General features: G+C 73.9%; 26 protein-coding genes. 9 read left to right on the plus strand and 17 right to left on the minus strand.

The window, feature by feature from the left end; translation table 11 throughout:
* Positions 1–42: 42 nt before the first annotated feature.
* On the minus strand, positions 43–705 hold the full coding sequence (locus tag ACFYXS_RS11095; protein ID WP_319659018.1) for a response regulator transcription factor: 663 nt from the start codon (positions 703–705) through the stop codon (positions 43–45).
* Positions 706–926: 221 nt separating this feature from the next.
* Positions 927–1,574 carry a DUF3000 domain-containing protein gene (locus ACFYXS_RS11100; RefSeq protein ID WP_389246291.1) on the minus strand — a complete coding sequence of 216 codons (648 nt, stop codon included), beginning with the start codon at positions 1,572–1,574 and terminating at the stop codon, positions 927–929.
* An 83-nt stretch (positions 1,575–1,657) separates the two neighbouring features.
* Here ACFYXS_RS11100 and hemE point away from each other — a divergent pair, with 83 nt between their 5' ends.
* A complete protein-coding gene (gene hemE / locus ACFYXS_RS11105) occupies positions 1,658–2,707 on the plus strand; it encodes a uroporphyrinogen decarboxylase (protein ID WP_389246293.1) in 1,050 nt (349 codons plus the stop codon).
* Positions 2,708–2,797: 90 nt separating this feature from the next.
* Here hemE and ACFYXS_RS11110 read toward each other — a convergent pair whose 3' ends face one another.
* Positions 2,798–3,754, minus strand: coding sequence for a DUF4349 domain-containing protein (locus ACFYXS_RS11110; RefSeq protein WP_389246295.1), 957 nt, complete (start codon positions 3,752–3,754; stop codon positions 2,798–2,800).
* A gap of 126 nt (positions 3,755–3,880) precedes the next feature.
* Here ACFYXS_RS11110 and hemG point away from each other — a divergent pair, with 126 nt between their 5' ends.
* Positions 3,881–5,350, plus strand: coding sequence for a protoporphyrinogen oxidase (hemG, locus tag ACFYXS_RS11115; protein WP_389246297.1), 1,470 nt, complete (start codon positions 3,881–3,883; stop codon positions 5,348–5,350).
* Between the two features lie 4 nt (positions 5,351–5,354).
* Positions 5,355–6,086, plus strand: coding sequence for a hydrogen peroxide-dependent heme synthase (gene hemQ / locus ACFYXS_RS11120; protein WP_389246299.1), 732 nt, complete (start codon positions 5,355–5,357; stop codon positions 6,084–6,086).
* A 58-nt stretch (positions 6,087–6,144) separates the two neighbouring features.
* On the opposite strand, the gene ACFYXS_RS11125 is transcribed toward hemQ, so the two are convergent.
* From ACFYXS_RS11125 to ACFYXS_RS11145, 5 genes are all read right to left on the minus strand, one after another.
* Positions 6,145–6,891 carry a TIGR04222 domain-containing membrane protein gene (locus tag ACFYXS_RS11125; protein ID WP_389246301.1) on the minus strand — a complete coding sequence of 249 codons (747 nt, stop codon included), beginning with the start codon at positions 6,889–6,891 and terminating at the stop codon, positions 6,145–6,147.
* A gap of 71 nt (positions 6,892–6,962) precedes the next feature.
* Positions 6,963–8,141 carry a DUF1996 domain-containing protein gene (locus ACFYXS_RS11130; RefSeq protein ID WP_389246303.1) on the minus strand — a complete coding sequence of 393 codons (1,179 nt, stop codon included), beginning with the start codon at positions 8,139–8,141 and terminating at the stop codon, positions 6,963–6,965.
* A gap of 13 nt (positions 8,142–8,154) precedes the next feature.
* The gene (locus ACFYXS_RS11135) at positions 8,155–8,892 is read right to left on the minus strand and encodes a DUF4142 domain-containing protein (protein ID WP_389246305.1); all 738 of its coding nucleotides are present in this window, start codon (positions 8,890–8,892) and stop codon (positions 8,155–8,157) included.
* Between the two features lie 159 nt (positions 8,893–9,051).
* Positions 9,052–10,428 carry a DUF692 domain-containing protein gene (locus ACFYXS_RS11140; protein WP_389246307.1) on the minus strand — a complete coding sequence of 459 codons (1,377 nt, stop codon included), beginning with the start codon at positions 10,426–10,428 and terminating at the stop codon, positions 9,052–9,054.
* A 120-nt stretch (positions 10,429–10,548) separates the two neighbouring features.
* On the minus strand, positions 10,549–11,352 hold the full coding sequence (locus ACFYXS_RS11145; protein ID WP_389246309.1) for a peptidyl-tRNA hydrolase: 804 nt from the start codon (positions 11,350–11,352) through the stop codon (positions 10,549–10,551).
* Here ACFYXS_RS11145 and ACFYXS_RS11150 point away from each other — a divergent pair.
* The 3 genes from ACFYXS_RS11150 to ACFYXS_RS11160 are packed head-to-tail and all read left to right on the plus strand — an operon-like array spanning position 11,294 to position 13,465.
* On the plus strand, positions 11,294–11,971 hold the full coding sequence (locus ACFYXS_RS11150; RefSeq protein ID WP_389246311.1) for an AIM24 family protein: 678 nt from the start codon (positions 11,294–11,296) through the stop codon (positions 11,969–11,971). The genes ACFYXS_RS11145 and ACFYXS_RS11150 overlap by 59 nt on opposite strands.
* Position 11,972: 1 nt before the next feature.
* Positions 11,973–12,797, plus strand: coding sequence for an ATP-binding cassette domain-containing protein (locus ACFYXS_RS11155; protein WP_389246313.1), 825 nt, complete (start codon positions 11,973–11,975; stop codon positions 12,795–12,797).
* Positions 12,794–13,465 carry an ABC transporter gene (locus tag ACFYXS_RS11160; RefSeq protein WP_389246315.1) on the plus strand — a complete coding sequence of 224 codons (672 nt, stop codon included), beginning with the start codon at positions 12,794–12,796 and terminating at the stop codon, positions 13,463–13,465. Before ACFYXS_RS11155 ends, ACFYXS_RS11160 begins: the two co-directional genes overlap by 4 nt.
* 49 nt (positions 13,466–13,514) lie before the next feature.
* Here the strand turns inward: ACFYXS_RS11160 and ACFYXS_RS11165 are convergent, their stop codons facing one another.
* The 5 genes from ACFYXS_RS11165 to ACFYXS_RS11185 form a co-directional block, all read right to left on the minus strand.
* Positions 13,515–14,141, minus strand: coding sequence for a LysE family translocator (locus ACFYXS_RS11165; protein ID WP_389246317.1), 627 nt, complete (start codon positions 14,139–14,141; stop codon positions 13,515–13,517).
* Positions 14,142–14,249: 108 nt separating this feature from the next.
* Positions 14,250–14,657, minus strand: a complete 408-nt coding sequence (gene msrB / locus ACFYXS_RS11170; RefSeq protein ID WP_389246319.1) for a peptide-methionine (R)-S-oxide reductase MsrB — start codon at positions 14,655–14,657, stop codon at positions 14,250–14,252.
* Between the two features lie 28 nt (positions 14,658–14,685).
* Entirely contained in the window at positions 14,686–16,077 is a 1,392-nt protein-coding gene (murC, locus tag ACFYXS_RS11175) for a UDP-N-acetylmuramate--L-alanine ligase (protein WP_389246321.1), read from the minus strand.
* Positions 16,078–16,180: 103 nt separating this feature from the next.
* A complete protein-coding gene (locus ACFYXS_RS11180) occupies positions 16,181–16,654 on the minus strand; it encodes an indole-3-glycerol phosphate synthase (RefSeq protein ID WP_319659002.1) in 474 nt (157 codons plus the stop codon).
* 169 nt (positions 16,655–16,823) lie between these two features.
* Positions 16,824–17,630, minus strand: a complete 807-nt coding sequence (locus ACFYXS_RS11185; protein ID WP_389246324.1) for a pyrimidine reductase family protein — start codon at positions 17,628–17,630, stop codon at positions 16,824–16,826.
* An 87-nt stretch (positions 17,631–17,717) separates the two neighbouring features.
* On the opposite strand from ACFYXS_RS11185, the gene zapE reads away from it, so the two are divergent.
* Entirely contained in the window at positions 17,718–18,812 is a 1,095-nt protein-coding gene (zapE, locus tag ACFYXS_RS11190) for a cell division protein ZapE (RefSeq protein ID WP_389246326.1), read from the plus strand.
* A gap of 455 nt (positions 18,813–19,267) precedes the next feature.
* On the plus strand, positions 19,268–20,209 hold the full coding sequence (locus tag ACFYXS_RS11195) for a PPK2 family polyphosphate kinase (protein WP_389246328.1): 942 nt from the start codon (positions 19,268–19,270) through the stop codon (positions 20,207–20,209).
* 23 nt (positions 20,210–20,232) lie between these two features.
* Here the strand turns inward: ACFYXS_RS11195 and treZ are convergent, their stop codons facing one another.
* Together treZ and ACFYXS_RS11205 are read right to left on the minus strand one after the other, a co-directional pair.
* Entirely contained in the window at positions 20,233–22,011 is a 1,779-nt protein-coding gene (treZ, locus tag ACFYXS_RS11200) for a malto-oligosyltrehalose trehalohydrolase (RefSeq protein WP_389246330.1), read from the minus strand.
* A 29-nt stretch (positions 22,012–22,040) separates the two neighbouring features.
* A complete protein-coding gene (locus tag ACFYXS_RS11205; protein ID WP_389246332.1) occupies positions 22,041–22,949 on the minus strand; it encodes a GNAT family N-acetyltransferase in 909 nt (302 codons plus the stop codon).
* A gap of 276 nt (positions 22,950–23,225) precedes the next feature.
* On the opposite strand from ACFYXS_RS11205, the gene ACFYXS_RS11210 reads away from it, so the two are divergent.
* Positions 23,226–23,801 carry an FHA domain-containing protein gene (locus ACFYXS_RS11210; protein ID WP_389246334.1) on the plus strand — a complete coding sequence of 192 codons (576 nt, stop codon included), beginning with the start codon at positions 23,226–23,228 and terminating at the stop codon, positions 23,799–23,801.
* A gap of 55 nt (positions 23,802–23,856) precedes the next feature.
* Here the strand turns inward: ACFYXS_RS11210 and ACFYXS_RS11215 are convergent, their stop codons facing one another.
* Entirely contained in the window at positions 23,857–24,417 is a 561-nt protein-coding gene (locus tag ACFYXS_RS11215) for a hypothetical protein (protein WP_389246336.1), read from the minus strand.
* A 72-nt stretch (positions 24,418–24,489) separates the two neighbouring features.
* On the minus strand, positions 24,490–26,958 hold the full coding sequence (treY, locus tag ACFYXS_RS11220) for a malto-oligosyltrehalose synthase (RefSeq protein WP_389246338.1): 2,469 nt from the start codon (positions 26,956–26,958) through the stop codon (positions 24,490–24,492).
* Positions 26,959–26,992: the final 34 nt, after the last annotated feature.

A 26,992-nucleotide genomic window follows, 5' to 3' on the forward strand; every position in this document is an offset into this window, starting at 1 on the left:
CGGAACGTTCCGTCGGCGGGCGCCCCGGGGCGGTGACTGCGATCAGTGGATGATGCCGGTACGCAGCGCTACCGCGACCATGCCCGCGCGGTCGCCCGTGCCGAGTTTGCGGGCGATGCGCGCCAGGTGACTCTTGACGGTGAGCGCGGACAGGCCCATCGAGACGCCGATCGCCTTGTTCGACTGGCCCTCCGCGACCAGCCGGAGGACTTCGACCTCGCGGCCCGACAGTTCCCGGTAGCCGCCCCCGTGGCCGGGGGCGCCGGGGGGCCGGCGCTGGACGCGCTGTCCTGCCGCGCCGATGGGGGCGCCGCCGGGGCGCCCGGGAATGCCGAGGTTGGTGCGCGTACCGGTGACGACGTAGCCCTTGACGCCGCCGGCGAGGGCGTTGCGCACGGCGCCGATGTCGTCGGCGGCGGAGAGGGCCAGGCCGTTGGGCCAGCCTGCGGCGCGGGTCTCTGCGAGCAGGGTCAGCCCGGAGCCGTCGGGGAGGTGAACGTCGGCGACGCAGATGTCTCGGGGGGTGCCGACCCGCGGCCTGGCCTCAGCGACGGAGGACGCCTCGATCACGTCGCGCACCCCGAGCGCCCACAGATGGCGGGTCACGGTGGAGCGAACGCGGGGGTCGGCGACAACCACCATTGCGGTCGGCTTGTTCGGGCGGTAGGCGACCAGGCTTGTGGGGTGCTCGAGAAGAACCGACACCGGGCCTCCTGGGACTGTGGCTGGAAGGGTCACAGGTTCCTTCGGCAGCAACTTCGCCCGGCTTTAGAGAAAGATCACGGTTTGTTTAGTAACAATTCCGGCAATTCGGACGCCCTGTCGATCGTTGTCGATCGAAGGTGTGAAGATCGCGTTCATCACGTGTGAGCCCGTGTTGACGGCGGTAAAGCGCGAGGTCGGGCGCAGGGGTGAGGGTGATCGCGTCAGCGGGTCTGCTGCGGACCGCGGCGCTTGGGCAGCGGCACGACGGACTGCGCCCCGCCCAGCGGCGGGCGCGGGTCGGCCGGCACCGGAGGCAGCCCGGCGCTCGTGCACATCAGGTCGCACCAGCCCGCCAGGTGCGCGGCCACGTCCGGCACGCCGCCGGAGAGCGCGACGGGGGTCCACGAGGCGCGGATCTCGATACGGGTGGAGTCCTCGCGCTCGGCGAGCGCGCCGAAGTGGTGCGAGGAACTGCGCGACACCGTGCCGCCGGCCGCCTCGAAGGCCGCGCCGTGCGTCTCCAGGGCGCCGGTCAGCCATGACCAGCTGACCTCGGGCAGCAGCGGATCGCCCGCCATCTCCGGTTCCAGCTCGGCCCGGACGAGCGTCACCAGACGGAAGGCGCCCTGCCATCCCTCCTGGCCGTCCGCGTCGTACAGCAGCACCAGCCGCCCGTCCGCCAGTTCCTCGCCCTCGACCACGACGGCCGCCTCCAGGGCGTAGGCGTGCGGGGCGAGGCGTTTGGGCGGCGGCACGGGTTCGAGCTCGACCTCGTTCCGGACGCGAGCGCGCCGCAGCGCGTCGACCGCGTGCTGGAACGGGAGAGGGGCGTCGTTCCCGTCCGAGAGGTGCCCATGAGCCGCTGCCATGCCCGGAAGCGTAGGCCGAAGGGCGGCTTCAGTGAGGGACGACACCCGGTTGGGCGGGTCGCCCACTTGGCGCATGCGAAGATTTGGAGGTGAGTGCGCACCAGCAGACCGCTGCTTCCCCCTTCATCCTGGCGTGCCGGCGTCGTCACGTGCCGCACACCCCCGTGTGGTTCATGCGTCAGGCAGGCCGCTCCCTGCCGGAGTACCTCAAGCTGCGCGAGGGCATTCCGATGCTCGAGTCGTGCATGCGGCCCGACCTCGTCACCGAGATCACGCTGCAGCCGGTGCGCCGCCACAAGGTCGACGCGGCCATCTACTACAGCGACATCGTGGTGCCGCTCAAGGCGATCGGGCTCGACCTCGACATCAAGCCCGGAGTCGGCCCCGTCTTCGCCGATCCCATCCGCTCCGCCGCCGACCTCGACCGGCTGCGTCCGCTGGAGCCCGACGACGTCAAGTACGTCACCGAGGCGATCGGCATGCTCACCGGCGAGCTCGGCGCCACGCCGCTGATCGGTTTCGCCGGCGCGCCCTTCACACTGGCCAGCTACCTGGTCGAGGGCGGCCCCTCGCGCAACCACGAGCGCACCAAGGCGCTGATGTACGGCGAGCCCGAGCTGTGGGCCCGGCTCCTGGACCGGCTCGCGGACATCACCGCGGCCTTCCTCAAGGTGCAGATCGAGGCCGGGGCGAGCGCCGTGCAGCTCTTCGACTCCTGGGTCGGCGCGCTGGCGCCCGAGGACTACCGGCGCTACGTCATGCCGGCCTCGGTGAAGGTCTTCGACGCCGTCGCCGGGTACGGCGTGCCCCGCATCCACTTCGGCGTCGGCACCGGCGAGCTGCTCGGGCTCATGGGCGAGGCCGGCGCGGACGTCGTCGGCGTCGACTGGCGGGTGCCCCTGGAGGAGGCGGCGCGCCGCGTCGGCCCCGACAAGGCGCTGCAGGGGAACCTGGACCCGGCGGTGCTCTTCGCCCCGACCGCGGCCGTGGAGAAGAAGGCGCGCGAGGTGCTGTACTCCGCCCAGTCCGCGCCCGGACACATCTTCAACCTCGGGCACGGCGTCCTGCCGTCGACGGACCCGGACGCGCTCACCCGGCTCGTGGAGTTCGTCCACCAGCAGACGGCGCGCTGAGGCCACGGCCGCACACGCGTCCTCCGTTCTTCCGCGCACGGTCCGAGCGGCACGGCTCCCGCCTGCCGCTCGGAGCGTGCGCGCGTTGCTTCAGGGACGCGGCTCCTCGGGCGCGGGGCGAGGCGCGGTGACCGGCGCGGGCGCGACGGGGCCGCCACGGCGGCGGCGCAGCAGGCGGAAGACCAGCAGGCCCAGCAGGGCGAGGACGGCGAACGGCAGCACGGCGGCGAGGGCGATCAGCAGGGCGCGCAGGGTGACGTACAGCGCGTGCCAGCCCGCGCCGAGCGCGTCGCCCACGGAGGCCCAGAACCCGTCGGCCTTCTTCGGTGCCGCGGACGGGGCCGGTTCGGTCAGGACGAGCGTCACCGTCGCCATGCCGGTCCGTTCCTTGAGCGAGGCCTGCTGCGCCTCCAGCGCCTCCAGATCGGCCTGGCGGCTGCTGAGTTCGCCCTCCAGCGTGACGACGTCGCTCAGCCTGGTCGCCCGGTCCATCAGTTCCCGCACCCGCGCGACGCTCGCGCGCTGCGACTTGAGGCGGCTCTCCACGTCGACGACCTGGCTCGTCACGTCCTCCGCGGTGACCTTGCGCCCCAGCAGCTTGCCGAGGCCGGCGAGGTCCCCGAGCAGCCGCTCGTAGCCCGCCGGGGGCACCCGCAGGGTGATGCGGGAGTGCTCGCGGCCCTCGCCGTCCAGGGACGTGCTCTCGTCGCCGATGTAGCCGCCCGCGGCCTCGACGAGGGTGCGGGACTCGGCGAGCGCGTCGGGGACGTTCCCGGCCTCGACGGTCAGCGTCGCGGTGCGGACGACGAGGGAACGGTCGAGGACGGGCGTCCGGGTACCGCCCTTCCCGCCCGACGAACCGGCGGCGCCGGAGGGCGCCTCGGCCATGCCGTCCGCCGGTGCCTGCGCCGGCTCCGCCGCGGCCTTGTCGTCCGCGCTGCTCTGGAGGCCGCCGTCGCCCGACGCGCCGCATCCGGTGAGGGCGAGCACGCCCGCCAGCGCGAGCGCGGCAAGTGCTCTGCGGACAGTGGTCGTTGGTGCGTCCATGGGGTCCCCCCGGGGTCCGGTGCCGATGTCGCAGGTTCGACGCCACCGACGCGAGGGGGGTTTCGGATCCGTGATCCCGATGAGGTCACGGTTAGGGCTCGTTCCGGCGTCTGAGACAGTGGAGGCATGAGCGAAACGCAGCCCCGGGCCGGACACGTGGTGGTCGTCGGCGGCGGGGTCTCCGGACTCTCCGCGGCGCACTTCCTGCTGGAGGGCGGTGCGGTACGCGTGACGGTGCTGGAGTCCTCCGGCCGGCTCGGCGGCAAGCTGTACGCGGACGAGATCGCCGGCGTCCCCGTCGACCTCGGCGCGGAGTCGCTGCTGGCCCGCCGCCCCGAGGCGGTGGACCTGGCCCGCGCCGTCGGCCTCGGCGACGACCTGGAGCCGCCCGCGACGACCACCGCCGGGCTCTGGACGCGGGGCAGGATGCGGCCCATGCCCAAGGGCGGGGTGATGGGCGTCCCCGGCGACATCGGCTCGCTCGCCGCCTCCGGCGTGCTCTCCGCGGCCGGGCTGGCCCGGCTGCCGCTGGACCATGTGCTGCCCCGCACGAAGGTGGGCGACGACGTCGCCGTCGGCACCTACGTCGCGGCCCGGCTCGGCCACGAGGTCGTCGACCGGCTCGTCGACCCGCTGCTGGGCGGGGTGTACGCGGGCAACGCGTACGAGATCTCGCTGCGCGCCGCCATCCCGCAGCTGTACGAGAGCGCCCGGTCCGGCCGCTCCCTGATCGAGGCGGTCCGCGAGACCCAGCGCCGTGCGGCCACGGCGGCCTCCGCGTCCGCCTCCGCGAAGAAGGAGCCGGCGCCGGTCTTCGCCGGCATCCGCGGCGGTGTCGGACGGCTGCCCGTCGCGGTCGCCGAGGCGTGCCGCGCCGCCGGCGCCCGCATCGTGACCGACGCGCCCGTACGGCAGTTGCGGCGCACCCCGGAGGGCTGGCAGGTCACCTGGGACCACGAAGGCGTCCGTGAGGTGCTGGAGGCCGACGCGGTCGTGCTGGCCGTGCCGGCCCCCGCCGCCGCCAAGCTGCTCGGCTCGGAGTCCCCGGGCGCCGCGGCCGATCTCGCGGCGGTGGAGTACGCGAGCGTCGCCCTGGTGACGATGGCCTTCCGGCGCCGCGAGATCACGCACGCCCTGCCCGGCAGCGGTTTCCTCGTCCCGCCGGTCGACGGGCGCACCATCAAGGCGTCCACCTTCTCCAGCCAGAAGTGGCACTGGAGCGGGACCGCCGACTCCGACGTCTACGTGCTGCGCACCTCGATCGGGCGGTACGGCCAGGAGGCCGATCTCGCCTGGGACGACACCGACCTCGTGCGGCTGTCCCGGGAGGACCTCGGCGAGGCCGTCGGGCTCACCGCCGCGCCGGTCGCGGCCCGCGTCACCCGGTGGGACGGCGGTCTCCCGCAGTACCCGGTCGGCCACCTCGCCCGAGTCGCCCGGGTGCGCGAGCAGGTCGCCAAGCTGCCCGGCCTCGCGGTCTGCGGGGCGGTGTACGAGGGCGTGGGCGTCCCCGCCTGTGTGGCGAGCGCGCGCGGCGCCGCGGAGCAGGTGCTGGGCACCCTGCGGCCGTCCGCGGAACCCGGCGCGGGACAATAGCCCCATGAGCGACTCGACTGCTTCCGACGCACCGGCCAAGGCCCCCAACGCGGGCAAGAAGGCCAAGGACCTCAACGAGGTCATCCGCTACACCCTCTGGTCGGTGTTCCGGCTCCGCGACGTCCTGCCCGAGGACCGCGCGGGCTGGGCGGAGGAGGTCGAGGAGCTCTTCGAACAGCTCGCCGCCAAGGATGTGACGATCCGGGGCACCTATGACGTCTCCGGTCTGCGCGCCGACGCCGACGTCATGATCTGGTGGCACGCGGAGACCGCGGACGCCCTCCAGGACGCCTACAACCGCTTCCGCCGCACCCGCCTCGGCCGCCGTCTGGACCCGGTCTGGTCCAACATGGCCCTGCACCGCCCCGCGGAGTTCAACAAGAGCCACATCCCGGCCTTCCTGGCCGACGAGACGGCCCGGGCCTACGTCTCCGTCTACCCCTTCGTCCGCTCCTACGACTGGTACCTGCTGCCCGACGAGGACCGGCGCCGCATGCTCGCCGACCACGGCAAGATGGCGCGGGGCTACCCGGACGTGCGGGCGAACACGGTGGCGTCGTTCTCGCTGGGCGACTACGAGTGGATCCTGGCCTTCGAGGCGGACGAACTGCACCGGATCGTGGACCTGATGCGCCATCTGCGGGCCTCCGAGGCGCGGATGCACGTCCGCGAGGAGGTTCCGTTCTACACCGGCCGTCGCCGGTCGGTGGCGGAGCTGGTGGCGGGTCTGGCCTGACGGCACCGCACGACGCGCGAAGGGGCGGCCGGGGAACCGGCCGCCCCTTCGCGCGTTCTCAGGCCAGGGCGGCGCGGAGCTCGGGGTCGGGGAGCGCGGACGGGCCGCGGACCGCGAGGGCGGTGAGCAGGTGGGGGTCGTCGGGGGCGGGGGCGCGTGGGACGGGGACGGCGCGCAGCAGGTCCTGGCCGGTGGGGGAGGCCCAGCGGCTGTAGGGGTGGATCTCGACGTGCGCGATGCCGAGGCAGCCGGCGGTCAGCAGCAGCGGAAGCGCGAACCAGGGCGCGATCGGGCCGGCGCCGCCCGGGTTGCCCGCGGTCGCGGCGGCCAGCGCGACGACGATGACCACGAGGGCGGCGCGCACCTCGCGCATGCCCGAGGCGACGGATTCACGGGCCGCGGCGGGAACCGCCAGACCGGCCGCGGTGAGGCGGTCCGCCAGGGCTCCGACGACGTCCGAGTCGGCGTGCGCGACGCGGGCCGCGGGGATCTGCCGCTGGCCCTCGGGACCGATCGCGGCGATCAGGGCGCGCTCGATGGCGTTCTGGCCCTCGGGGTCGACGACGGTCGCCCAGCCGGTGCCCGCCAGGTGCAGACGCCGCTGGCGGCCCATCGTGACCATCGCCAGGTCCGTCACCCTGCGCGGTCCGCCGGACAGGTAGGCCATCTCGTACAGCCCGAGCCTGCGCTCGCGCTCGGTGGGCGCCCGCGACGGCAGTTGGGCCGCGGCGACCGCCGCCCTGCACAGGTGTGCGCAGGAGACGATCGCCGCGGCCCAGGCCACGCAGAGGAACAGCATCCACATGGGGGAGTTCTAGCCCAACCCCCGTGGGGTCCGCCCGGTATTTCCCGGATCGGGCGGGCGGACCGGGGGCGTCAGCCGCAGGTGCGGTTGCGGTTGACGCAGCTGACGACCTGGTTCATCAGGTTCGCCGGCATGAAGTTGGCGAAGTCCGCGTGGTCGGTCACCGGCTTGTGCTGCTGCTCGGGGAAGCTGTCGACCGCGTAGTTCGGACCCTGCGGCACCTGGTAGGTCAGGCGCATCTGCAGCTGGGGGACCGGCTTGGTGCCGGCCGGGCACTGGCCCGCGCCGTCGGGGAAGACGACGTGGGTGCGGTGGTTGGCGCTGTCGGTGTTCACGCCGTCCCAGCAGCTGGGGAAGTTGAGGGTGCGGACCACCTGGCTGCCCCGCGGGCACAGCGGGTACTTGTCGGTGAGCTGACGGTTCTCGAAGCCGGTGCAGCTCCACGACGCCTTGGCGTTGGCGACGCCGTTGGTGAAGGACTTGGCGTCACCGGTGATGATCTTCAGGGTGGACGGCATGCCGACCACCTTGGCGGTCGGGTTGCCCTTGAAGGTCAGGCTGACCGACCGGGCCTGCAGGATCGTGCCGGTGTTGCCGTCGGCGTCGGGCGCGTCGTTGGCGCTGCGGGTGCGCAGTACCGGCCAGAAGTAGGCCGACTTGTCGCCGCGGGCGCAGGTGGTGCCGGCCGCCGCCAGCGTCTCGTTGGTCGAGAAGCCGTCGGTGCTCAGGTTGCCCACGTAGTCGTGGACGTGGTGCGCGCCGTTGGAGACACCCGGGGCCACGATGAAGTTGTCGGGGTTGTTGTGCTTGTTCTCGTTGCGCCCGCAGCGCGCCGTGAAGGCGCCGCGCGAGGCGCCCCGCTGGTTGGCCGCCCGCTGCACGTTGGGCTGGACCGAGCGGATGTCCGCGAAGTCCGCCGCGACCGGCCCGTTGGTCTGCGTACCGCCGGCCGGGGCCGACGCGGACGCCGAGGCGGAGGCGGAGGCCGACGGCGCGGCGGTCCCGCCGTTCTGGCCGCCGTTGTTCGGGTTCCCTCCGTTGTTGTTCCCGGTGTCGGCCTTGGTGCTGTTCCACGGGTTGGGCTTCTGCCACCCGTTGGAGTGGCCCGAGGAGGGCCGCCAGTGGGCCGAAGCCGTGCCGGTGACCAGGGCGAAGGTGCCGCCGGAGCCGAGCAGTGCCAGCACGGCTATCAGCACGAGTTGCTTGGTGCTCAACCTGCGCCGGTGGTTCATCTGTTGTCGTGTGGGCATGGATAGCTCATTTCTACTGCGACGGCTGGGGTGAGGACGCCGCGGGGGGGAGGGAGTACGTGGGGGACGGGGTGACGATGAAGGTCGGTTCTCCGGGGGCCGGGGAGACCGGTATCGCGGCCGCGGGGTTGGTCGGGCTCGCGGTCGTGTCGACGGAGATCTGGTCGAAGTTCACCAGCCCGGTCTTCTCCAGGACGGTGATGTGGTCCAGCACCGTCGAGTTCGCCTGGTCCGCGAGCTGGCGGACCAGTGAGTTGCGGGTGGTGGCACGAACCTGCGCCACGACCGAGAACACCTGGCCGTGGGCGAGCCTCAGGATGTTCGCGAACTTCTGGTCGAAATCCTTGCCGTTGGCCGCGGACAAAGTGGCCAGAAAGCCCATTTGCTGCGGAGTCGGCTGATTGGGCAGGGTAATGCCCAATTGGGGAGCGATCGTTCGGCACGTCGAGTCCAGCCCCGTGTGTCCGTCGATCAGGTGCTGCCCCGCGCGTTTGACGGCGGAGGTGGTCCCCTTCTGCAGGGCCATTTGTCCGGCCGGGAACTCCCACAGGCCGGCCAGTCGCACCTTGGTGACGAAGGTGCGGTCCAGCTGGGTGAGCGGACCGTACTGCGTGGAGACCGTCTGGGCCGCGGCCGCGGTGACGGCGGGGCTGTTCAGCCCCGACATGACCGGGTAGGCCAGCGCGGCCAGGGTGACCACGAAAGCCCCGACCACGAGGCTCAGTCCGGTGGCGTAACGGGTGGATCGCATGGGACCGCACGTTAGTGCGTTTGACGCGGTCCGGGCGAGTAAACATCACGTATTCGCGAATCCAGGGAATCGCCGCACCGTTCTTGGTACGTTGTTGCGTTTCCCGGCGAACGGCCTTCTTGGCATTTGCTTCGCAGGTCGGAGGCCTGTTGAAAAAGATTATGGCAGCTTTGAACGGAGCGTGTCCCGCATACGTATGAATACGTGTGAGGGCTGTCGCGTGATCGCGGATCGGTGTCGCAGCAGCCGCCGTTGCCATCCGTTCAGGGGGGCGGGACCCGAGCGTTCCCGCCACCACACGTGGAGTTGGCGCAGGGCCGCGGCGTCGGGCAGCGTGGCGGCGCCGGCCGGGCCGGATGCGGCGGCCGCCCCGTGGAGCAGGTGGGCGGCGAAGTCGAGGGCGTCGCGCCGGTAGCCCCCGCCGAGCGGGCGGGCGGCGGCGTACCGCAGGAACGCGGGCCGGTAGACCGGGCCCAGGATCTCCGGGAGTTCGGGCGCGACCTTCGCCACGATGCCGGCGCGCTTGGCCGCCAGGGCGCGGCTCTGCACGCCGACCCGGACCCGGTCGAAGCCCTCGGGCACCGGGGTGCCGGCCACGAGCGCGGACAGCAGTGCGGTCTGCCGCAGGGCGAGCCGCTGCCGCGCGGCCCGCGCCGCGGGCGCGACCGCATCGGGCAGGGCGGCGGGCGCACCGGCCGTCGCGGGCCGTGCCCCGGCCTCCACCACGGCGCGGACGGCGGCCAGTTCGGCCGCCAGCTCGTCCCCCGCGGGGAAGTCGTCGTCGCGCTCCAGCAGGACGCCGGGCGGGCAGGCCCGCTCGTACAGCGCCGCCAGCACGTCCAGTACGGCCGCGGGCACGGGGTGGGCGTGGCTGTCGTGCCACACGCCGTCCTTCTCGTAGCCGCCCGCGACATGGACATAGGCGATGGCCCCGGCCGGCAGCGCGTCCAGGGCGGCGACCGGGTCCTCGCCCCGGTTGACGTGGTTCGTGTGCAGGTTGGCCACATCGATCAGCAGGCGTACCCCGGTGCGCTCCACGAGTTCGGCGAGGAAGGCGCCCTCGCTCATCTCCTCGTCCGGCCAGGCGACCAGCGCGGCGATGTTCTCCAGCGCGAGCGGCATGGGCAGCGCGTCCTGCGCGATGCGCACGTTCTCGCAGAGCACGTCCAGCGCGTCGCGGGTGCGCGGCACCGGCAGCAGGTGCCCGGCCTCCAGCGGGGCGGAGCCGGTCGTCTCGCCGCCGCCGCGGACGAAGGCGATGTGCTCGGTCACCAGCGGGGCGCCCAGCGCCTCCGCGCGCTGCGCGAGCGCGGCCAGCCGTTCCGGGTCCGGCCGCTCGGCGCCCCCGAGGCCGAGCGACACCCCGTGCGGGACGACGGTGACGCCGCGCTCGCGCAGCCGTACCAGGGAGTCCGGGACACGGCCCGGACACACGTTCTCGGCGACCGCCTCGACCCAGTCGACGCGGCCGGCCTCCGCCAGCGCCTCGACGGTGTCCGCGATCTCCGGACGCCAGCCGATCCCCGTGCCCAACATCGAGTGCTCCACCGGTCCCCCTTCCTCCTGCCGGGGTTGTGGCCCCGCAGAAGTCGCACGAACCGTGTCCCCCGCCGGTTCAGAGCTCGATTTGAGCTTCGGCCGTCGAGGCGGCCGCGGTCAGCGCAGCGCCGGGTGGTCGGCGACGACCGTGCACGAGCCCGGCGCGATCTCGGTGAAGCCGGCGTCCCGGACGACGGGCAGACCGCCGGAGACGAGCGCCCCCCACTGCTCGGGCCGCGCGGTGCGCACGGACAGTGCGAAGCCGGCCTCGCGCCACAGCTCCCGGTCGGCCGTCGACAGGGCGAGCCAGGCGAGCTGCGCGCCGTGCCCGGCCTGCGCCATGGCCTTTCCCGCGGACATCTCCACCCCGGGGTTGAGCCAGAGCACGGGGGTGCCCGGCTCGGCCTCCGCGGGTGCCTCGGGGTCCTCGAGCTCGGTGCCGGAGACCTGCAGCCGGGCCAGGTCCTTCGGCCAGCCGTCCAGCGGCACGGGCGGGAAGACCCGCACCTCGGCCGACTTGCCCGTCACCGTGATCCCCGGCAGTGCCTCGGCGCGCCGCCACTCGGCGCCGCGGGCCCGCCGCACCACCTTGCGGATGCGGGCGTCCTCCCAGCCGTGCACGGCCTCGGCCCACTCGCCGTCCTCCGTCGTGGCGCGCTCGTCGGAACGCAGTGCCAGGACCGCGCGGGCGGCGGTCTCCAGGGCGTCGGTGCGCGCGGGCGGCGCGTCCCGCTCGATGCGGACGACCAGCGGAAGAACGAACTGGGGACGGCTGTCACGAGGATCGGTGCTCACCGCAACAGTCTGCCACCCGGCCCGGACGGGCTTGGCGGAGGCGATCCTTCCGGGCCAGGATGTGCGCGTGCGCAGCGACATCTTTGCGACCGAGAACACGGCGCAGCCGGCCACCGAGCCCGGCATGACCCTGCAGAACGCCAAGTCGATCAAGTACGCCGTCAACGGCGAGTGCCTGGCGCGACAGGGCTCGATGATCGCCTTCCGCGGCAACCTCCAGTTCGAGGTGAAGGGCCAGGGAGTCGGCAAGTTCCTCAAGCGCGCCCTGACCGGCGAGGGCCTCCCGCTGATGACGGTGCGCGGCCAGGGCGAGGCCTGGTTCGCGCACGAGGCCGAAAACTGCTTCGTCATCGACATCGACCCGGGCGACAGCCTCACCATCAACGGCCGCAACGTGCTGGTCTTCGACGCGACGCTCGCCTACGAGATAAAGGTGGTCAAGGGCGCCGGCATGGTGGGCGGCGGCCTCTTCAACAGCGTGTTCACCGGCCACGGCCGCCTCGGCGTGATGTGCGAGGGCAACCCGATCGTGATCCCGGTCACCCCGCAGGCGCCGGTCTACGTCGACACCGACGCTGTCGTCGGCTGGAGCGCGCAGCTGCAGACCTCGCTGCACCGCTCGCAGAGCTTCGGCTCGATGCTGCGCGGCGGTTCGGGCGAGGCGGTCCAGCTGATGCTGCAGGGCGAGGGCTTTGTGATCGTGCGTCCCAGCGAGTCGACGCCGCACCAGCCCAGCGCCCACTGACGTGCGGCTGGAGGCGGTCGGCCGGCGCTACGGGGCGCGCGGGCCGTGGGTGCTGCGGGAGGTGGAGCTGGAGCTGCCCGGGCGGCAGCTGCTGCGCATCGAGGGCGCCAACGGCAGCGGGAAGTCGACCTTCCTGCGCGTTCTCGCCGGCATCGACCGCCCCACCTCCGGGCGCGTCACCGGGCGCCCGCGCACGGCGTACGTGCCCGAGCGCTTCCCGCCCGCGCTGCCCTTCGACGCGCTGGGCTATCTCGTCCACATCGGGCGGGTGCACGGCCTCGGCAGCCGGACCGCCGCCGACCGTGCCGCGCGGTGGCTGGAGCGCTTCGGCATCGCCCAGTACGCCCGCACGCCGCTGCGGGAGCTGTCGAAGGGCACGTGCCAGAAGGTCGCCGTCGTCCAGGCGCTGCTCGCCGAGCCGGAACTGCTCGTCCTGGACGAGGCGTGGACCGGCCTGGACCTGCCGGCACGCGCCGTGCTGGACGACGCCGTGCGCGCCACCGTCGCGGCGGGCGGCACGGCGGTCTTCGTCGACCACGACCTGCGGCGGCTGGCCGGCGACACCACGGCAGCGCACCGCGTCGAGGACGCCCGGCTGGTGGCCGTGCCCCACGACGGGGGCGCCGGTCCTCTGGTGGTCGTCGAAGCCGTCGGGCGCGGGGAACCGCCGGAAGGCCTCGGTCATGGCACGACCGTGCCCGGCACGCTCCGGCTGACCGTCCCCGCGAGGGAATCCGACGCCGTCCTGCGGCGGCTGCTCGACGCGGACCCGCCCTGGCACATCCGGGCGGTGCGCCCGGCGGCCGCGCCGGTGGAGGACGCATGACCGCGCTGCTGCGCTACCAGACCGCCCTGCTGCTGCGTTCGTACCGCTGGCTGGCGCCGCTCCTGCTGTACGCGGCCTTCCTGGCGATCGGTCTCACCGCGGGGCCACAGCCGCTGCTGGACTCCCTCGGCTGGAACGCGGCCGCGCTGCTCCCGGCCGCCGCGTGGCTGGTCCGGGTCTGCGTCACCGGTGAGCCGCCCGCCGCCCGCGCGGTGGTGGCGGCGGCCGCGGGACCGGCGCGGGCGCACACGGCGGCGCTGCTGGCCGCGCTGGGGTGCTCGGCGCTGACGGGCGTCGTGGGCACCGGTCTCGTCCTGTGGGTCGCCGATCCGCACACCACCGACCACCTCAAGGCCGTCCCGGTGGGGCCGGCCGCGGTGTCGGGTGTGCTGACCGTCCTGGTGTCGGCGCTCCTGGGCACGGCGGTGGGGGCGCTCACCAATCCGCCCGTGCTGCTCCGCCCCGGCTGGGCGGTGCCGGTCACCACGGGCGCCGCGGTCGCGGTGCTCGTCGCCGGCGGTTCGCCCGCCAATGCCGCCGTGCGCGACCTGGTCACGGCCTTGCACACCGGCCGTGTCCCCTACCCACTGCTGTCACTCCTGGCCGCCGCGGTCCTGGCGGCGGGCGCCGTGGCGGTCGCGGGGCTGCTGAGCTCCCGCGGCAGGTAGCCGTCGCCCGCCCGGTCGGCGCCGGATCCGGGCCGCAACTGACGTATCGTCAGTTCTCCAGGGCCATGCGCACGCCCAGCGCCACCAGCACACCGCCCGAGACCAGTTCGAGCCGGCGCCGCACGACGGCGCGGCCGAACACGGACCTCAGTCGGTCGACGAACCAGACGTACGAGCCGTACCAGCCGACCTCGAAGACCGCCCACAGCGCCGCGAGCCCCACCATCGTGGGCAGTTGGGGCGCCCCCGTGGGCACGAACTGGGGGAGGAAGGACATCGCGAAGACGGCCGCCTTGGGGTTGGCCAGGTTCATGCCGAGCCCGGCCCGGTAGGCCGCCCCGGGCGTCACGAGGACGGCCCGCGGCTCCGGCTCCTCCGGGTCGCCCCCGCGGTCACGGCGGGCCGACCGCAGGGCCTGGACGCCGAACCAGAGCAGGACCGCGGCGCCCACGATCCGCACGACGTCGTACGCGGCCTGCGAGGCCGCGAGCAGCGCGGTCAGACCGAAGGCCGCCGACAGACCCCACAGGAAGACGCCCGTCTCGTTGCCGAGCACGGTCATGAGACCCGCGCGGCGGCTCCGCAGTGAGTGGCGGATGATCAGTACGGTGCTCGGCCCCGGGGCGGCCGCGATCAGCAGGCACGCCCCGAGGAAGGGCAGCAGAAAGGCCGGCATCCGGCCATGGTGGGGCTGCCGCCCGCGACCGCACCAGCCGTTTTCCCGCCCCCGGCGGCGGTCCGTGGGGACGCGCCGCCCGGGGAGCGGTCAGGGCGCCGGTTCGGTTCAGCCCTGTGAGGGCTCCAGCCGCAGCGAGATCGAGTTGATGCAGTACCGCTGGTCGGTGGGGGTCTGGTAGCCCTCGCCCTCGAAGACGTGGCCCAGGTGGGAGCCACAGCGGGCGCAGCGCACCTCGGTGCGGACCATGCCCATCGAGCGGTCCTCGATCAGCTCCACGGCCTTGCTGTCCCGCGGGTCGTAGAAGGACGGCCAGCCGCAGTGCGACTCGAACTTGGTGTCGGAGGTGAACAGCTCCGCGTCGCAGGCGCGACAGGAGTAGACGCCCTTGGTCTTGGTGTCGGTGTACTCACCGGCGAACGCGGGCTCCGTCCCGGCCTTGCGGAGGACGGCGTACTCCTGCGGCGTCAGCTCCTCGCGCCACTGCTCCTCGGACTTGTCGACTTCGTACGCCATGATGTCCTCTCCCTCGTGTCCCTCGTGCTCAGCTCTCCAGTCGGGCCAGGATCCGCGGACCGAGGTCCGTGACGTCTCCGGCGCCCATGGTGAGAACAAGGTCACCGGGTCCCGCCATTCCGGCGATCAGCGCGGGTACGGCGTCCTTGTCGTGCTCGGCGGTGACGTCGGCGCCGTGGGCGGCCGCCGCGTCGATGATCAGGGCGCTGGTGACGCCGGGGATCGGGTCCTCGCGGGCCGGGTAGATGTCCAGCACCACGGAGGCGTCGGCCAGCCCCAGGGCCTCGCCCATCTCGCGGCCGAGCTCCTGGGTGCGGCTGAACAGGTGCGGCTGGAACACCACCAGGATGCGCCGGTCGCCCGCCGCCTCGCGCAGCGCCTCCAGGTCGGCGGTCATCTCGGTGGGGTGGTGCGCGTAGGAGTCGATCACCTGGACGCCGCCGGCGGTGCCCTTCAGCTGCAGGCGGCGCTTGACGCCGGTGTACGTGCCGAGCGCCTTGGCCAGGTCCTCCGCGGGGACGTCCAACGCCATGCCCGCGGCCAGCGCGGCGACCGCGTTGTGGGCGTAGTGGCGGCCCGGGACGGAGACCGTGAACGTGTGCTCGCGGCCGCCCAGGCACACGGTGACCTCGCCGGCCATGCCCTGCGGGGTGATCCGGGCGATCCTCAGGTCGGCCCCGGCGTCCTCGCCGACCTTGACCACGGTCAGGCCCTCGCGGCCGGCGACGCGGGCGGCGAGCTCGCGCGCCCCGGCGTGCTCGCCGACGACCAGGGTGCCGCCGGGGACGATCTTGCCCACGAAGGTCTCGAAGGACTCGTAGATCTCGTCCATCGAGGCGTAGTTCGCGTGGTGGTCCAGCTCCACGTTGAGCACGATCGCGACCTCGGGGTCGTACTTCTGGAAGCTGCGGTCGCTCTCGTCCGCCTCGGCCACGAAGATCTCGCCCGTGCCGTGGTGCGCGTTGGAGCCCGGGGCGTCCAGGTCGCCGCCGATCGCGTACGAGGGGTCCAGCCCCAGCGCCGACAGGCTCACCGCGAGCATGGAGGTGGTGGTGGTCTTGCCGTGCGTACCGGCCACCGCGATCGGGCGCAGGCCCACCATGAGCGCGGCGAGCGCGTCGGAGCGGTGCACCACCGGGACGCCGCGCCCGCGGGCGGCGGCCAGCTCGGGGTTGTCGTCCCGGATCGCGCTGGAGACGACCACACAGGTCGCGTCCGGCGCCAGGTGATCCTCGGCGTGCCCGATGTGCACGGTCGCGCCGAGCGCCCGCAGCGCCTGCGCGGTCTCCGAGTCCCTGGAGTCGCTGCCCGCGACGCTCGCGCCGCGCTGGGCCAGGATCTTCGCGATGCCCGACATCCCGGCGCCGCCGATCCCGATGAAGTGCGGTCGGTCCATGGCGGGGGGAAGAGTGGGGCTCATGCGCGCTGCTCCCTGCGTGCTCGGGCGTGTGCCGTGGTGGTCGGGCACCTCCGATTCTTCCATCCGCGCGGGGCGGGGGACGCCCGTCCCCCGCCCCCGCCGCTCAGTCCTCGGCGTTGTGGGCGAACAGCTTCAGGACCGGGACGCCGACCTTGTGGCGGGCGCGCGAGGTCCAGTCGCGGTGGAAGAACTCCTCGACCAGGTGCGGTGCGGTCAGGACGATCACTTCGTCGGCGTGGGTCTGCTCGACGACGGACTTCAGCAGCTCGATCGGGTGACGCTCGACGACCTCCCCGACCGCCTCCTTGCCGTGGTCCCGCAGCGCTTTGAGGCTGTGGCTCAGCGCGCGTTCGGCGGGCAGCAGGGCGTTCTCCCCCTCGGGCCGGTCGTGCTCGTGGACGGCCTTGTCGAGTTCGCCCAGGGCGACGTCGTCGATGGACCGCAGCAGCCGGTCCTGGTCCCCGCGGGGCTGCATCAGCACGACGAAGGAGACGGGCTCGTCGCCGTGGAGCGTGGTGACCAGCTCCACGTCGGCGGGGACGAGCGGCTGCTCGATCATGAGTACGGTCGTGAACACGGACGTGTCCTTCTTTCTCGCGGCCCCACGGGCCGGTGACGGGAACCATCCTGCCCCGTCCGGCTGTGGAGCACGCGGTGGAGATCTTCCCGCATGGCAACAAGCGGATTGTGCATGGCGGCGGATCGGCGGGCGGCGTCCGCCGGGTGCCCGGCCCGCCGCCGATCCGTCATCCGCGCGTGTAGCGCGTGAACAGGAACCCGTCCTCCTCCAGAATCGACACGGGGGAGAGGCGGACGGGCTCCGCGACACCGGGGCCGTTCATGATCCGCATGGCGTCCCCGGCGGTCAGCAGGGGGGCGATGGTCAGGCAGAGCTCGTCGATCACCCCGGCCGCCGCGAACTGCGCCAGCAGCCGCGGGCCGCCCTCGGTGAGCATCCGCCGCAGTCCGAGCGCGGCGAGTTCCCGCTTGGCGCGGGCCGGTTCCACACCGGCGCCGTCGCCCGCGACGACGACTCGCGCACCGGCCCGCTCCGCCTCCGCCACCCGGTCGGCGGGGGCGCCGGCGCCGGTCAGCACCAGGGTCGGCACCAGCGGCGAGGTGAACAGCGGCGACGAGAAGTCCAGGTCCAGCCGGGCGCTCACCACGGCGATCACCGCGGCAGGCGGCTGCCCGGCCGCCGCGCGGCGGTCCGCGAACGCCTCGCGGGCCCGGGCCGGACGGTAGCCCTCCTGGCGAACCGTTTCCGCCCCGACGACCACCACATCGGCCAGCGCCCTCAGCACCCCGAAGACCCGCATGTCGGCCTCCGACGACAGCGGCTGCGAGCGCCCGTCGTGCCGCGCCGCGCCGTCCAGCGACGCCACCATGTTCGCCCTCAGCCACGGAGGCCCGTCTGCCCCGGCCGGGTACGCGTACGCGTCGGCCAGCGACTCGGCTGTGTCCAGGGCCCCGTCCGGCGACGCGGCAGGGGTGGGGGTCGAGGTCGGGGTCGGGGTCCGGAGGCCCTCGGGCGGGGGGAACAGGCGGCGCATGGCAGCAGTCTTCCACGTGCCCCTGACGGCGTGGGGTGGGCCACTCGCGGCCGGGGGACCCGTGGCGAGGCACTACTCTGGAGAGCTGTGTCCTCGTCCTACGCCGCAGCGCCCGAATCCGCCCCGATACCCGGTGGTGAAGCCCCCGTGTCGCTGAGCGGCCGCGAGCCGCAGGTGCCGGCCGACCGGCTGGTGGCGGAGATGGTCCCGCCCCCCAGGTTCGACTCCGTGCGGTTCGAGAACTACATCCCGGACCCGGGGCAGCCCAGCCAGGCGGAGGCCGTGCGCACACTCGCCGCCTTCGCCGCGGCGAGCGGCGCGGCCGCCGCCCCCGGGCCCAAGCGCTGGTTCCGCCGCCCGGCGGCCCCCGCGGCACCCCCCGGACCCGGCGGGGTCTACCTCGACGGCGGCTACGGCGTCGGCAAGACCCACCTGCTGGCCTCGCTCTGGCACGCCACCGACGCGCCGCGCGAGCAGAAGGCCTTCGGCACCTTCGTGGAGCTGACCAACCTCGTCGGCGCCCTCGGTTTCCAGCAGGCCGTCCAGGCGCTGAGCGGGCACCGGCTGGTCTGCATCGACGAGTTCGAGCTCGACGACCCCGGTGACACCGTGCTCGTCTCGACGCTGCTCGGCAAGCTCGCCGACGCCGGCGTGCGGCTCGCCGCAACCTCCAACACCCTGCCCGGCAAGCTCGGCGAGGGCCGCTTCGCCGCCGCGGACTTCCTGCGCGAGATCCAGGGACTGTCCGCCCGCTTCCTCTCCCTGCGCATCGACGGCCAGGACTACCGCCACCGCGGTCTGCCCGAGGCGCCGGCACCGTTCTCCGACGACGAGGTCACCGCGGCCGCCGGCCGCACCGCCGGTGCCTCCCTCGACGACTTCGCCACCCTGCTGGCGCATCTCGCCCGCGTCCACCCCAGCCGCTACGGCGCCCTCTGCGACGGCGTCGAGGCGGTCTTCCTGCGCGGCGTGGAACCCGTCCAGGACCAGGCCACCGCGCTGCGCCTGGTCGTCCTGGCCGACCGGCTCTACGACCGCGAGGTCCCCGTCATGGCCTCCGGCCAGCCCTTCGACCGCATCTTCAGCGAGGAGATGCTCGCGGGCGGCTACCGCAAGAAGTACTTCCGGGCGATCTCCCGCCTCACCGCCCTCGCCCGCGACGCGGCACGCCTGGCGGGCTGACCGTCCCGGACGGACCCCGGTACGCGGGAACGGCGCAGCTGTTCGGGCGGGGAGGTCTCTTGGGGCCCGAAGGCCCTGGCTCGGCGGGCGCGTGCCGGCTCCCGTGGGCCGGGCAGTGCTCGCGCCCGCGGCACGGCACGCCGGTGTGCAGTCGCGGGCGTCCTTCCGGGCTGCGAGTGGGGCGCGGGGCGACCGGTTCGGGTGAACTCCGGTGCGGGGGAGCGGTGCGGCCGTTCGGGCAGGCCCGGTGGCCCCGGCGGGGCTGCGGCTCGCGTCTGCGGCACGGTCCTCGCGTGCCGTGATCCGGCGGGTCGGTGTGCGGCCGTGGAGAGCCCCTCCGGGTGCGGTGCGCCCGGACGCTCGGGTCAGGGAGGCGAGGACGGACCCGAGGCCGGGGCGGCCCGCGTCGCGGCTCCCGCGAGGGGCGCTGGGCCTTCCGGCGGAGCGCACTTGGGATGCGGGACGCGTCCGTTGGCGGGCGTCGCGGATCCGGCGGACCATCGGAGAAATCGTCCGATGCCAGGGAGGGTGCCGTGCCGAATCGACGGGCCGCAGCGAACGGACTGCGCTCGCTGCTCCGGGTCCCCCCGGGCGGCGGGAACGTCCGGCTCCGCGCGTACGACCCCCGCGCCACCCCCGGGGGCCCGCCCGGTAAGCGCGAGGCGCGGGAGGCCGTGCCCTGTGCCCGGGACCGCCTGACGGTGCTGCAGGAACGCCTCTTCGCCCAGGCGACCGCGGGCGATCCGCGGTCCGTGCTCGTCGTCCTCCAGGGCACCGACACCTCGGGCAAGGGCGGTGCCGTCCGCCACCTCGCGGGTCTGCTCAACCCGGCCGGGTGCCGCATCACCGCCTTCAAGGCGCCCACCGCCGAGGAGAAGTCGCACCCCTTCCTCTGGCGCATCAAGCGCGCCCTCCCGCACGCCGGGCAGATCGGCATCTTCGACCGTTCCCACTACGAGGACGTGCTCGCCGCCCGGGTCCGCGGGCTGGTCCCCCGGGAGGTCTGGGAGGAGCGCTTCGAGACGATCAACTCCTTCGAGGCCTCCCTCGCCGACGACGGCGTCAGCGTCGTCAAGATCTTCCTCCACGTCGGCTACGACGAGCAGCGCGCCCGTCTGCTCGCGCGCCTCGACAACCCGTGCAAGCACTGGAAGTTCACCCCCGACGACCTCGACGACCGCGCGCTGTGGCCCGCCTACCAGAAGGCGTACGAGGCCGTGCTGAACCGCTGCTCCACCGAGACGGCCCCCTGGTACGTCGTGCCGGCGGACCGCAAGTGGTACCGCGACTGGGCGGTGGGCCGGCTGCTCATGGAGCACCTGGAACTCATCGACCCGCAGTGCCCGCCCGCGTCCTTCGACGTGGAGCACGCTCGCAAGCGGCTGCTCGGGGACTGAACGGGCCCCGGCCCCGGCCCGGTTCAGGCCCCGGGCGGCCGTTCGCGCAGGACCGCGACGCAGTGGCCCGGCAGCGGGAGGAAGCGGGAGTCCGCGGGGACGGCGCAGGGCTGCCAGGAGGCGAGCACCTCGTAGCCCCCGTGGCCGGGAGCCCCGGCCCGGGCGGCGTCGTGCAGGGGGATCTCGGCGTCCTCGGGGGAGAGGTTCACGGCGACGCGGAACGGGCCGCGTTCCAGGCACAGGGTGTGCTCGCCGGTGGTGACCCGCACCGCGTCCAGGGCCGGGTCGGTCAGCGCCGGTTCGGCGTGCCGCAGGGCGATGAGACGCCGGTACCACGCCAGCAGGCCGGCGTGCGGGGGCCCGTCCTGCTCGGACCAGTCCAGGCACGAACGCAGCCGGGTCGCGGGGTCCTGCGGGTCCGGGATGTCCTCGGCGTTCCAGCCGTGCGAGGCGAACTCCCGGCGCCGGCCCCGGGTGATGGCGGCCGCGAGTTCGGGGTCGCCGTGGTCGGTGAAGAACTGCCAGGGCGTACGGGCGCCCCACTCCTCGCCCATGAAGAGCATCGGGGTGAACGGCGAGGTGAGCACGAGCGCCGCGGCCGCCGCCAGCAGCCCCGGGGGCACCGTGGCCGCGAGCCGGTCGCCGGTGGCCCGGTTGCCGATCTGGTCGTGGGTCTGGGTGTACGCCAGGAAGCGGTGCCCGGGCACCGTCGCGCGGTCGACCGGGCGGCCGTGCCGGCGGCCGCGGAAGCCGGAGTAGGTGCCGTCGTGGAAGAAGACGCGCTCCAGCACCTTGGCGAGGGCGGCGGCCGGTGCGACGGCGAAGTCCGCGTAGTAACCGGCGGATTCGCCGGTGACGGCCGTGTGCAGGCAGTGGTGGAAGTCGTCGTTCCACTGGGCGTGCACACCGAGGCCGCCCGCGTCGCGGGGCGTGGTGGTGAGCGGGTCGTTGCGGTCGGACTCGGCGATCAGGAACAGTGGCCGGCCCAGCGACGCCGACAGCGCGTCGACGGCCGTGGACAGCTCCTCCAGCAGGTGCACCGCGCGGGTGTCGACCAGGGCGTGCACGGCGTCGAGCCGCAGCCCGTCGAGGCGGTAGTCGCGCAGCCATGCCAGGGCGCTGCCGACGAGGAAGTCGCGGACCTCGTCCGAGCCGGGCGCGTCCAGGTTGACGGCGTCGCCCCAGGGGGTGTGGTGCCGGTCGGTGAAGTACGGCCCGAACCGGGGGAGGTAGTTGCCGGACGGGCCCAGGTGGTTGTGGACGACGTCCAGCACCACCCCGAGCCCGTGGCCGTGCGCGGCGTCCACGAACCGCTTGAGGCCGTCGGGGCCGCCGTAGGGCTCGTGGACCGCCCACAGGGACACGCCCTCGTAGCCCCAGCCGTGCGTGCCGGGGAACGGGCACACCGGCATCAGCTCGATGTGCGTGATCCCCAACCCGGCCAGGTGCGGCAGGCGTTCGACGGCCGCGTCGAAGGTGCCGGCGGTGGTGAAGGTGCCCACGTGCAGCTCGTACAGGACCGCGCCCGGCAGCGGGCGGCCCGCCCAGTCGTGGGTCCAGTCGAAGACGTCGTGGTCGACGACCGCGCTCGCCCCGTCCGGTCCGTCCGGCTGGCGACGGGAGCGGGGGTCGGGCAACGGCGGGCCCTCGTCGAGCGCGAACGCGTACCGCGAACCGTGCCCGGCGGGCGCCTCGGCGCACCACCAGCCCTCGCGTCCGGGGTCGCGCTCCATGTCGTGAGCCCGTCCGTCGACCCGTACCTCCACCTCACCGGCGTCCGGTGCCCACACGTCGAAGCGCATGGGCACCATGCTGCCCGCAGGCCGGGGGGTCACACCAGGTTGACGCGCTCCTGGGTGACCGGATAACCCGCCTTGGCGAAGTGCGCCGCCATCGGCAGATTGGTCTGGTCGGTGGCGGCTGCGATCTGCCGCGCGCCGTGTCCGACCAGATCGTGGGTGCACTCCACCAGCAGGTCGTAGGCGTAGCCGTGGCCGCGCTGCTCCGGCAGGACGCCGATGAAGCCGACGCAGAACGTGGTCGGATTGCGCGCGGGCACCTGGATGCCCGCGAGCTCGCCCTCGGGCGTGTACGCGAGCCGCCACCATTCGCGCGGCGACTGGAGCCAGTTGAGGACGTCCAGTTCTTCCCGGGCGGCGGCGTCGGCCCCGTGCAGTGCCACGGCCCGGCGGGTGTGGGCGTCGAGGCTGCCGGCCCCGATGCGCTTCAGCACGTCCAGGACGACGGCGTCGTCCGGCTCCGGCCGGTACTCCAGCCTCCCGGTGCGTTCCGGCAGCCCGCATTCGGGCGTCCAGGTGTAGCGGTAGCGCTCGACGACCAGCTCCATGCCGGAGACGATCGCCGCGTCGACGCGGGTCTGGGCGGCCTCGCGGACCTCCCGCCGCTCCCGCCAGCCGGGCGGCAGCAGCAGCTCGAACTCGGCCTTCAGCGGCGCCGTCCGCAGCAGCCGTACGGCCGCGTCGGCGTCGGTGAAGTCGAACCAGTCGAGGGCGATCGGCTTGTCGTCGGTGGGAGCGCCCCACCAGGCCGCGCGGGCGACGACCGTGCCCTCGCGCAGGGCTATCCAGGTCCAGTCGGGGCGGTACTCGCCGCCCTCGTCGGTCATCGCGTAGGTGTGGCCCAGCAGGGACCGGCCGACCAGACCGGTGTCCTCGGGAACCAGGGAGTGGAACAGATGCGTCTCACCCGCGACGAGCGGGCGGATGACCAGGTCGGTCATGACAGGAGAAGTCCTCACGGGAAAATGGGGCGCTCCCGGTCAGACGGAGATCGCCCTGCGGACATCGGGGCGGGAGCGCGGAGTGGTGAACACATACATGGCTTCCGCCTCCTTCCTCGGTCATGGGCGTGCGAGCACCGTAGCCAGGCCGACTCCCCGGCGTCCATTGCTTTTTGCGCCCGGGCCCGCGGGGCCGGCCGGCCGGCATCGCCGACAACGGCGCGTCGGCGGTGGGCTTCTGGACACTCCGGGGCGTTCGGCCCGACAATCACGCACGTGAGCCACGAGTTCCCGACCTCTTCCGCGCCGCCGTCCGCGCCCGCGCCACGGCCCACCGAGGCGGAGCGCGAGCACGCCATCGAGGTGCTGCGCGGGGGTGCCGTGGACGGACGGCTCTCGCACGACACCTTCCTGCAGCGGGTGGAACTGGCCCTCACGGCCGGCCGCTCCGACGAGCTGGACGCCCTCATCGCCGACCTCCCGGCCGCCGAGGGCCGGATGGCGCGGCTGGGCCGGTGGCTGGAGCGCGGCGTCGCCAGGATCTCCGCCCTGCAGGTCCGGTTCCGCGACGCCTGGCAGGCCGAGAAGCTGCCCCCGCTGCTCTTCCCCGCCCCCGGGCCGGTCCCGCTGCGCATAGGCCGCGACCTGTCCTGCGGCTTCCGCCTCAGCCACGCCTCCGCCTCCCGCATCCACGCCGAACTGCGCCACGAGCACGGAGTCTGGGTGCTGCGCGACCTCGGCTCGATGAACGGGACCTGGGTCAACGGGCGCCGGGTCATGGGCGCGGCCGTCGTCCGCCCCGGCGACCGGGTCACCTTCGGCGCCATGCACTTCCGCCTCGCGGCGGTCTGACGGGCGCGGCGCGGGTCCGCGGACCCGGCCCGGGGCGGTCCTGCCCCCAGCGGCCCTACCCCTCGATCAGGAGCTCGTAGGGCCCGTGGTCGTCGTCGTCCACGTACGGCAGGAAGTCCGGCACCGTGCGCGCGGCGGTCGCCAGCAGCCGGGCCACCGCCTCGTCCGCCGGTGGCGGCGTCAGCCCGAGGGCGGCGGCCACCGCCTCCCGCGCGCGGTCGAAGTCCGGCATGTCGGCACGGACCTGCGCCTCCAGTTCGGGCAGCGGGAAACCGGCGGCCGCGTCGCGCCACAGCGGGCACACGACCACCAGCTCGACCGCTTCCCGCAGGCTCGCCCCGATCAACGCCGCCTGGCCCTCGGAGTCCGCGTACAGGACCGGCCGGACGGGGTCGCCCTCCTTCCCCACCAGGAAGTACGTGCCTCCCGCGCCGTCCCCCGCTATCGGGTGCAGCGGATCGCCCGAGGGAAGGCTCAGTTCCTCCACCGGCGACCGCCGGTCGAGGTCGAAGTCGCCCGGCCACGCGAGGTAGGCGACCACGGCCGGGTCGTTCGCGATGCGGGCGAGCAGGTCGTGCGGTGCGGCGGAACTGTGCGCCGGGTTCGATGCGTCCATGGGAAAACGCTAGCCGCGGGGTCCGACAGTCGGCCCGCCGCGGACGCCCCGGTCCGCGGCGGGCTCCCGTCCTCAGTGGTCGATGTCGCGCACCAGGAGACCCACGGGCAGCCGGTCCAGCAGCGACTCCAGGGGCAGCACGCCCTCGAACCTGCGGTCCGTCAGCACCTCGGTCCAGATCCCCTCGGGCAGGACCAGTTCGGTGCCGCGCCAGCCGCCGGCCTCCGCGAGCCGCCGGGAGAGCCGGGTGACCACGGTCAGCGCCCGGCCGCCCCGGACGAAGGAGACGCAGTGCGCGCCGGCCGCGCCGCGGGCGTACAGCGGCTCGTAGCCGGCCTCGGGGCCGGTGAACCACTGCGGACGGGCCCGGCGCAGCCGCAGCGCGGCGACCGTGACCAGGCGCTTCTCGCTCGGCGGGCCGTCGGCCGCGCCCGGGTCGTAGGGCGCGCGGTTGGCGGGGTCGACGAGCAGCAACTGCCGTTCCTCGTCGCCCTGGTAGACGTCCGGCACGCCCGGCATGGTCAGGTGCGCCAGGTGCGCGCCGAGGGCGTTGACACGCTCCGGCGCGGCCAGCTCCTCCGCGATGCGCCCGGTGGCGAAGGCCGACGGGCCGCCGACCAGTTCCCGTACGAAGTCCGTCAGTTCCTGCTCGTACTCCGGGCGCTGGTCGGTCCACGCGGTGCGCAGCCCCGCCTCCCGCTCGGACTTGAGCATGGTGGCGGCGACCAGGTCCGCGGCGGCCGGGTCGCAGAAGACCACGGCGTACTGCCACGCCTGGTACTCCACGTGCCGCTCGGGCAGCGGCACCCCGCGGCCGGTGAGATACGCGCGCAGTTGCTCCGAGGTCTCCGTCAGCCACCGCGCCCAGGGGCCGGGCAGCTCCGTGAGGGCGGCCAGGCGCGCGCGGACGTCGGCGCTGCGCTTGGTGTCGTGGGTGGAGCGCACGGTCCCGGTCAGCGGCCAGTCGGAGCGCAGCCGCTCGCAGAAGGCGTGGAACTCCTCGGGCGAGGTGGCGGGGCGGTCCGGTTCGCGCCCCACCTCGTTGAGGCACAGCAGCGGGTAGTAGCGGTAGAAGGCGGTGTCCTCCGCGGACTTGGCGCGCAGCGCGGACGAGACCTGGGCGAAGCGCACGGCGAAGTCCGCCGCGTCCGCGCCGCCGTCCCCTCCGGCGTGCGCGTCACCGCCCTCGGCGCCGGCCTCGGCGCTGTCCTCGTCACCGGCTCCGCCGCCGCCCCCGAACCGTCCGAGCGCCAGGTCGCGGATCGTCTCCGCGGCGGGCAGCCCGGTGGCCTCCGCCGCGGCCGCCAGCAGCGCGACGTCCTCCTCGGGAGCGGGCTCGCCGGGTACGACGTACGGCCGGTAGCGCGGCAGCCGGACCAGGATCTGCCGGAGCGCCTCGCGCAGCACCCGCTCGTCCCCGCCGGTGGCCCGGACGGCGGCGCGGGTCAGCCGGTCCACCTCGGCGGCGAGGTCGTGGACGACGATCCGGTGCGCGGCGGCCCGCACGGTCGGCTCCCAGAGGCCGCCCTGCTCGGCGGCGGCGCCGGTGAACTCCCGGTAGAAGCCGGTGATCTCCTCGGCCCCCGCGGGGTCGGTGAACAGGCCGTCCAGGCGGTCGAGGGCGTCGTAGCCGGTGGTGCCGGCGCAGGCCCAGCCGGCCGGGAGGCGTTCGTCGCCGGTGAGGATCTTCTCCACGACCGTCCAGCGGCCGGCGGAGGCCTCGGCGAGCCGCCGCAGGTAGCCGGCCGGGTCCGCGAGGCCGTCCGGGTGGTCGATGCGCAGACCGTCGGCCACGCCCTCGTCCAGCAGCCGCAGCAGCGTGGCGTGGGTGGCGGCGAAGACCTCGGGGTCCTCGACGCGGACGGCGATCAGCTCGGAGATGGTGAAGAAGCGCCGGTAGTTCAGCTCGGAGCGGGCCTGCCGCCACCACGCGAGCCGGTACCACTGGGCGTCCAGCAGGCGCCGCAGCGGCAGTTCCTCGGTGCCGGGCCGCAGCGGGAAGGCGTGGTCGTGGTAGCGCAGGACCCGCTCGCCTGCGTCCCGGTCCCGCTCCACGCGCAGGTCGTCGAGCACGTCCTCCAGGGGCGCGCCGAGCACCGGCAGCAGCAGCCGGTCGCCCTGGGCGGCCCAGTCGATGTCGAACCAGCACGCGTACGCGGACTCCGGACCCTCCCGGAGCACCTCCCACAGCGGCCGGGCCAGGTACTCCGGCGCGGGCACGGCCATGTGGTTGGGCACGACGTCCAGCACCAGGCCGAGGCCGTGCGACCGGGCCGTGCGGGCCAGCGACCGCAGACCCTTCTCGCCGCCCAGTTCCTCGCGCACCAGGGTGTGGTCCACGACGTCGTAGCCGTGGGTGGAGCCGGGGACGGCCTGCAGCACGGGGGACAGGTGGAGGTGGGAGACGCCGAGTGCGGCCAGATGGGGGACGACGGCCTCGGCGGCGGCGAAGGGGAAGTCCGGCTGGAGCTGCAGCCGGTAGGTGGCCGTCGGCACGGCGGGGGCGACAGCGGTCGGCGGGGTCGCGGCGCTTTCTGTCATAGCCTTCTGCCTACCCCGCCGGCCGGTGTGCCCA

This window comes from Streptomyces sp. NPDC002574 (assembly GCF_042889545.1).
Lineage (GTDB): Bacteria > Actinomycetota > Actinomycetes > Streptomycetales > Streptomycetaceae > Actinacidiphila.

Excerpts from the sequence above, each read along its gene's own strand:
- ACFYXS_RS11125 (WP_389246301.1), bottom strand. The coding sequence starts at position 6,891 with ATGTGGATGCTGTTCCTCTGCGTGGCCTGGGCCGCGGCGATCGTCTCC.
- ACFYXS_RS11110 (WP_389246295.1), bottom strand. The coding sequence starts at position 3,754 with ATGGACGCACCAACGACCACTGTCCGCAGAGCACTTGCCGCGCTCGCG.
- ACFYXS_RS11160 (WP_389246315.1), top strand. The coding sequence starts at position 12,794 with ATGACCGCGCTGCTGCGCTACCAGACCGCCCTGCTGCTGCGTTCGTAC.
- treZ (WP_389246330.1), bottom strand. The coding sequence starts at position 22,011 with ATGCGCTTCGACGTGTGGGCACCGGACGCCGGTGAGGTGGAGGTACGG.
- ACFYXS_RS11130 (WP_389246303.1), bottom strand. The coding sequence starts at position 8,141 with ATGCCCACACGACAACAGATGAACCACCGGCGCAGGTTGAGCACCAAG.
- ACFYXS_RS11185 (WP_389246324.1), bottom strand. The coding sequence starts at position 17,630 with ATGCGCCGCCTGTTCCCCCCGCCCGAGGGCCTCCGGACCCCGACCCCG.
- murC (WP_389246321.1), bottom strand. The coding sequence starts at position 16,077 with ATGAGCCCCACTCTTCCCCCCGCCATGGACCGACCGCACTTCATCGGG.
- hemG (WP_389246297.1), top strand. The coding sequence starts at position 3,881 with ATGAGCGAAACGCAGCCCCGGGCCGGACACGTGGTGGTCGTCGGCGGC.
- ACFYXS_RS11195 (WP_389246328.1), top strand. The coding sequence starts at position 19,268 with ATGCGGGACGCGTCCGTTGGCGGGCGTCGCGGATCCGGCGGACCATCG.
- msrB (WP_389246319.1), bottom strand. The coding sequence starts at position 14,657 with ATGGCGTACGAAGTCGACAAGTCCGAGGAGCAGTGGCGCGAGGAGCTG.
- ACFYXS_RS11205 (WP_389246332.1), bottom strand. The coding sequence starts at position 22,949 with ATGACCGACCTGGTCATCCGCCCGCTCGTCGCGGGTGAGACGCATCTG.
- treY (WP_389246338.1), bottom strand. The coding sequence starts at position 26,958 with ATGACAGAAAGCGCCGCGACCCCGCCGACCGCTGTCGCCCCCGCCGTG.
- ACFYXS_RS11140 (WP_389246307.1), bottom strand. The coding sequence starts at position 10,428 with ATGTTGGGCACGGGGATCGGCTGGCGTCCGGAGATCGCGGACACCGTC.
- ACFYXS_RS11135 (WP_389246305.1), bottom strand. The coding sequence starts at position 8,892 with ATGCGATCCACCCGTTACGCCACCGGACTGAGCCTCGTGGTCGGGGCT.
- ACFYXS_RS11165 (WP_389246317.1), bottom strand. The coding sequence starts at position 14,141 with ATGCCGGCCTTTCTGCTGCCCTTCCTCGGGGCGTGCCTGCTGATCGCG.
- ACFYXS_RS11100 (WP_389246291.1), bottom strand. The coding sequence starts at position 1,574 with ATGGCAGCGGCTCATGGGCACCTCTCGGACGGGAACGACGCCCCTCTC.
- ACFYXS_RS11145 (WP_389246309.1), bottom strand. The coding sequence starts at position 11,352 with ATGCCGGGCTCGGTGGCCGGCTGCGCCGTGTTCTCGGTCGCAAAGATG.
- hemQ (WP_389246299.1), top strand. The coding sequence starts at position 5,355 with ATGAGCGACTCGACTGCTTCCGACGCACCGGCCAAGGCCCCCAACGCG.
- ACFYXS_RS11215 (WP_389246336.1), bottom strand. The coding sequence starts at position 24,417 with ATGGACGCATCGAACCCGGCGCACAGTTCCGCCGCACCGCACGACCTG.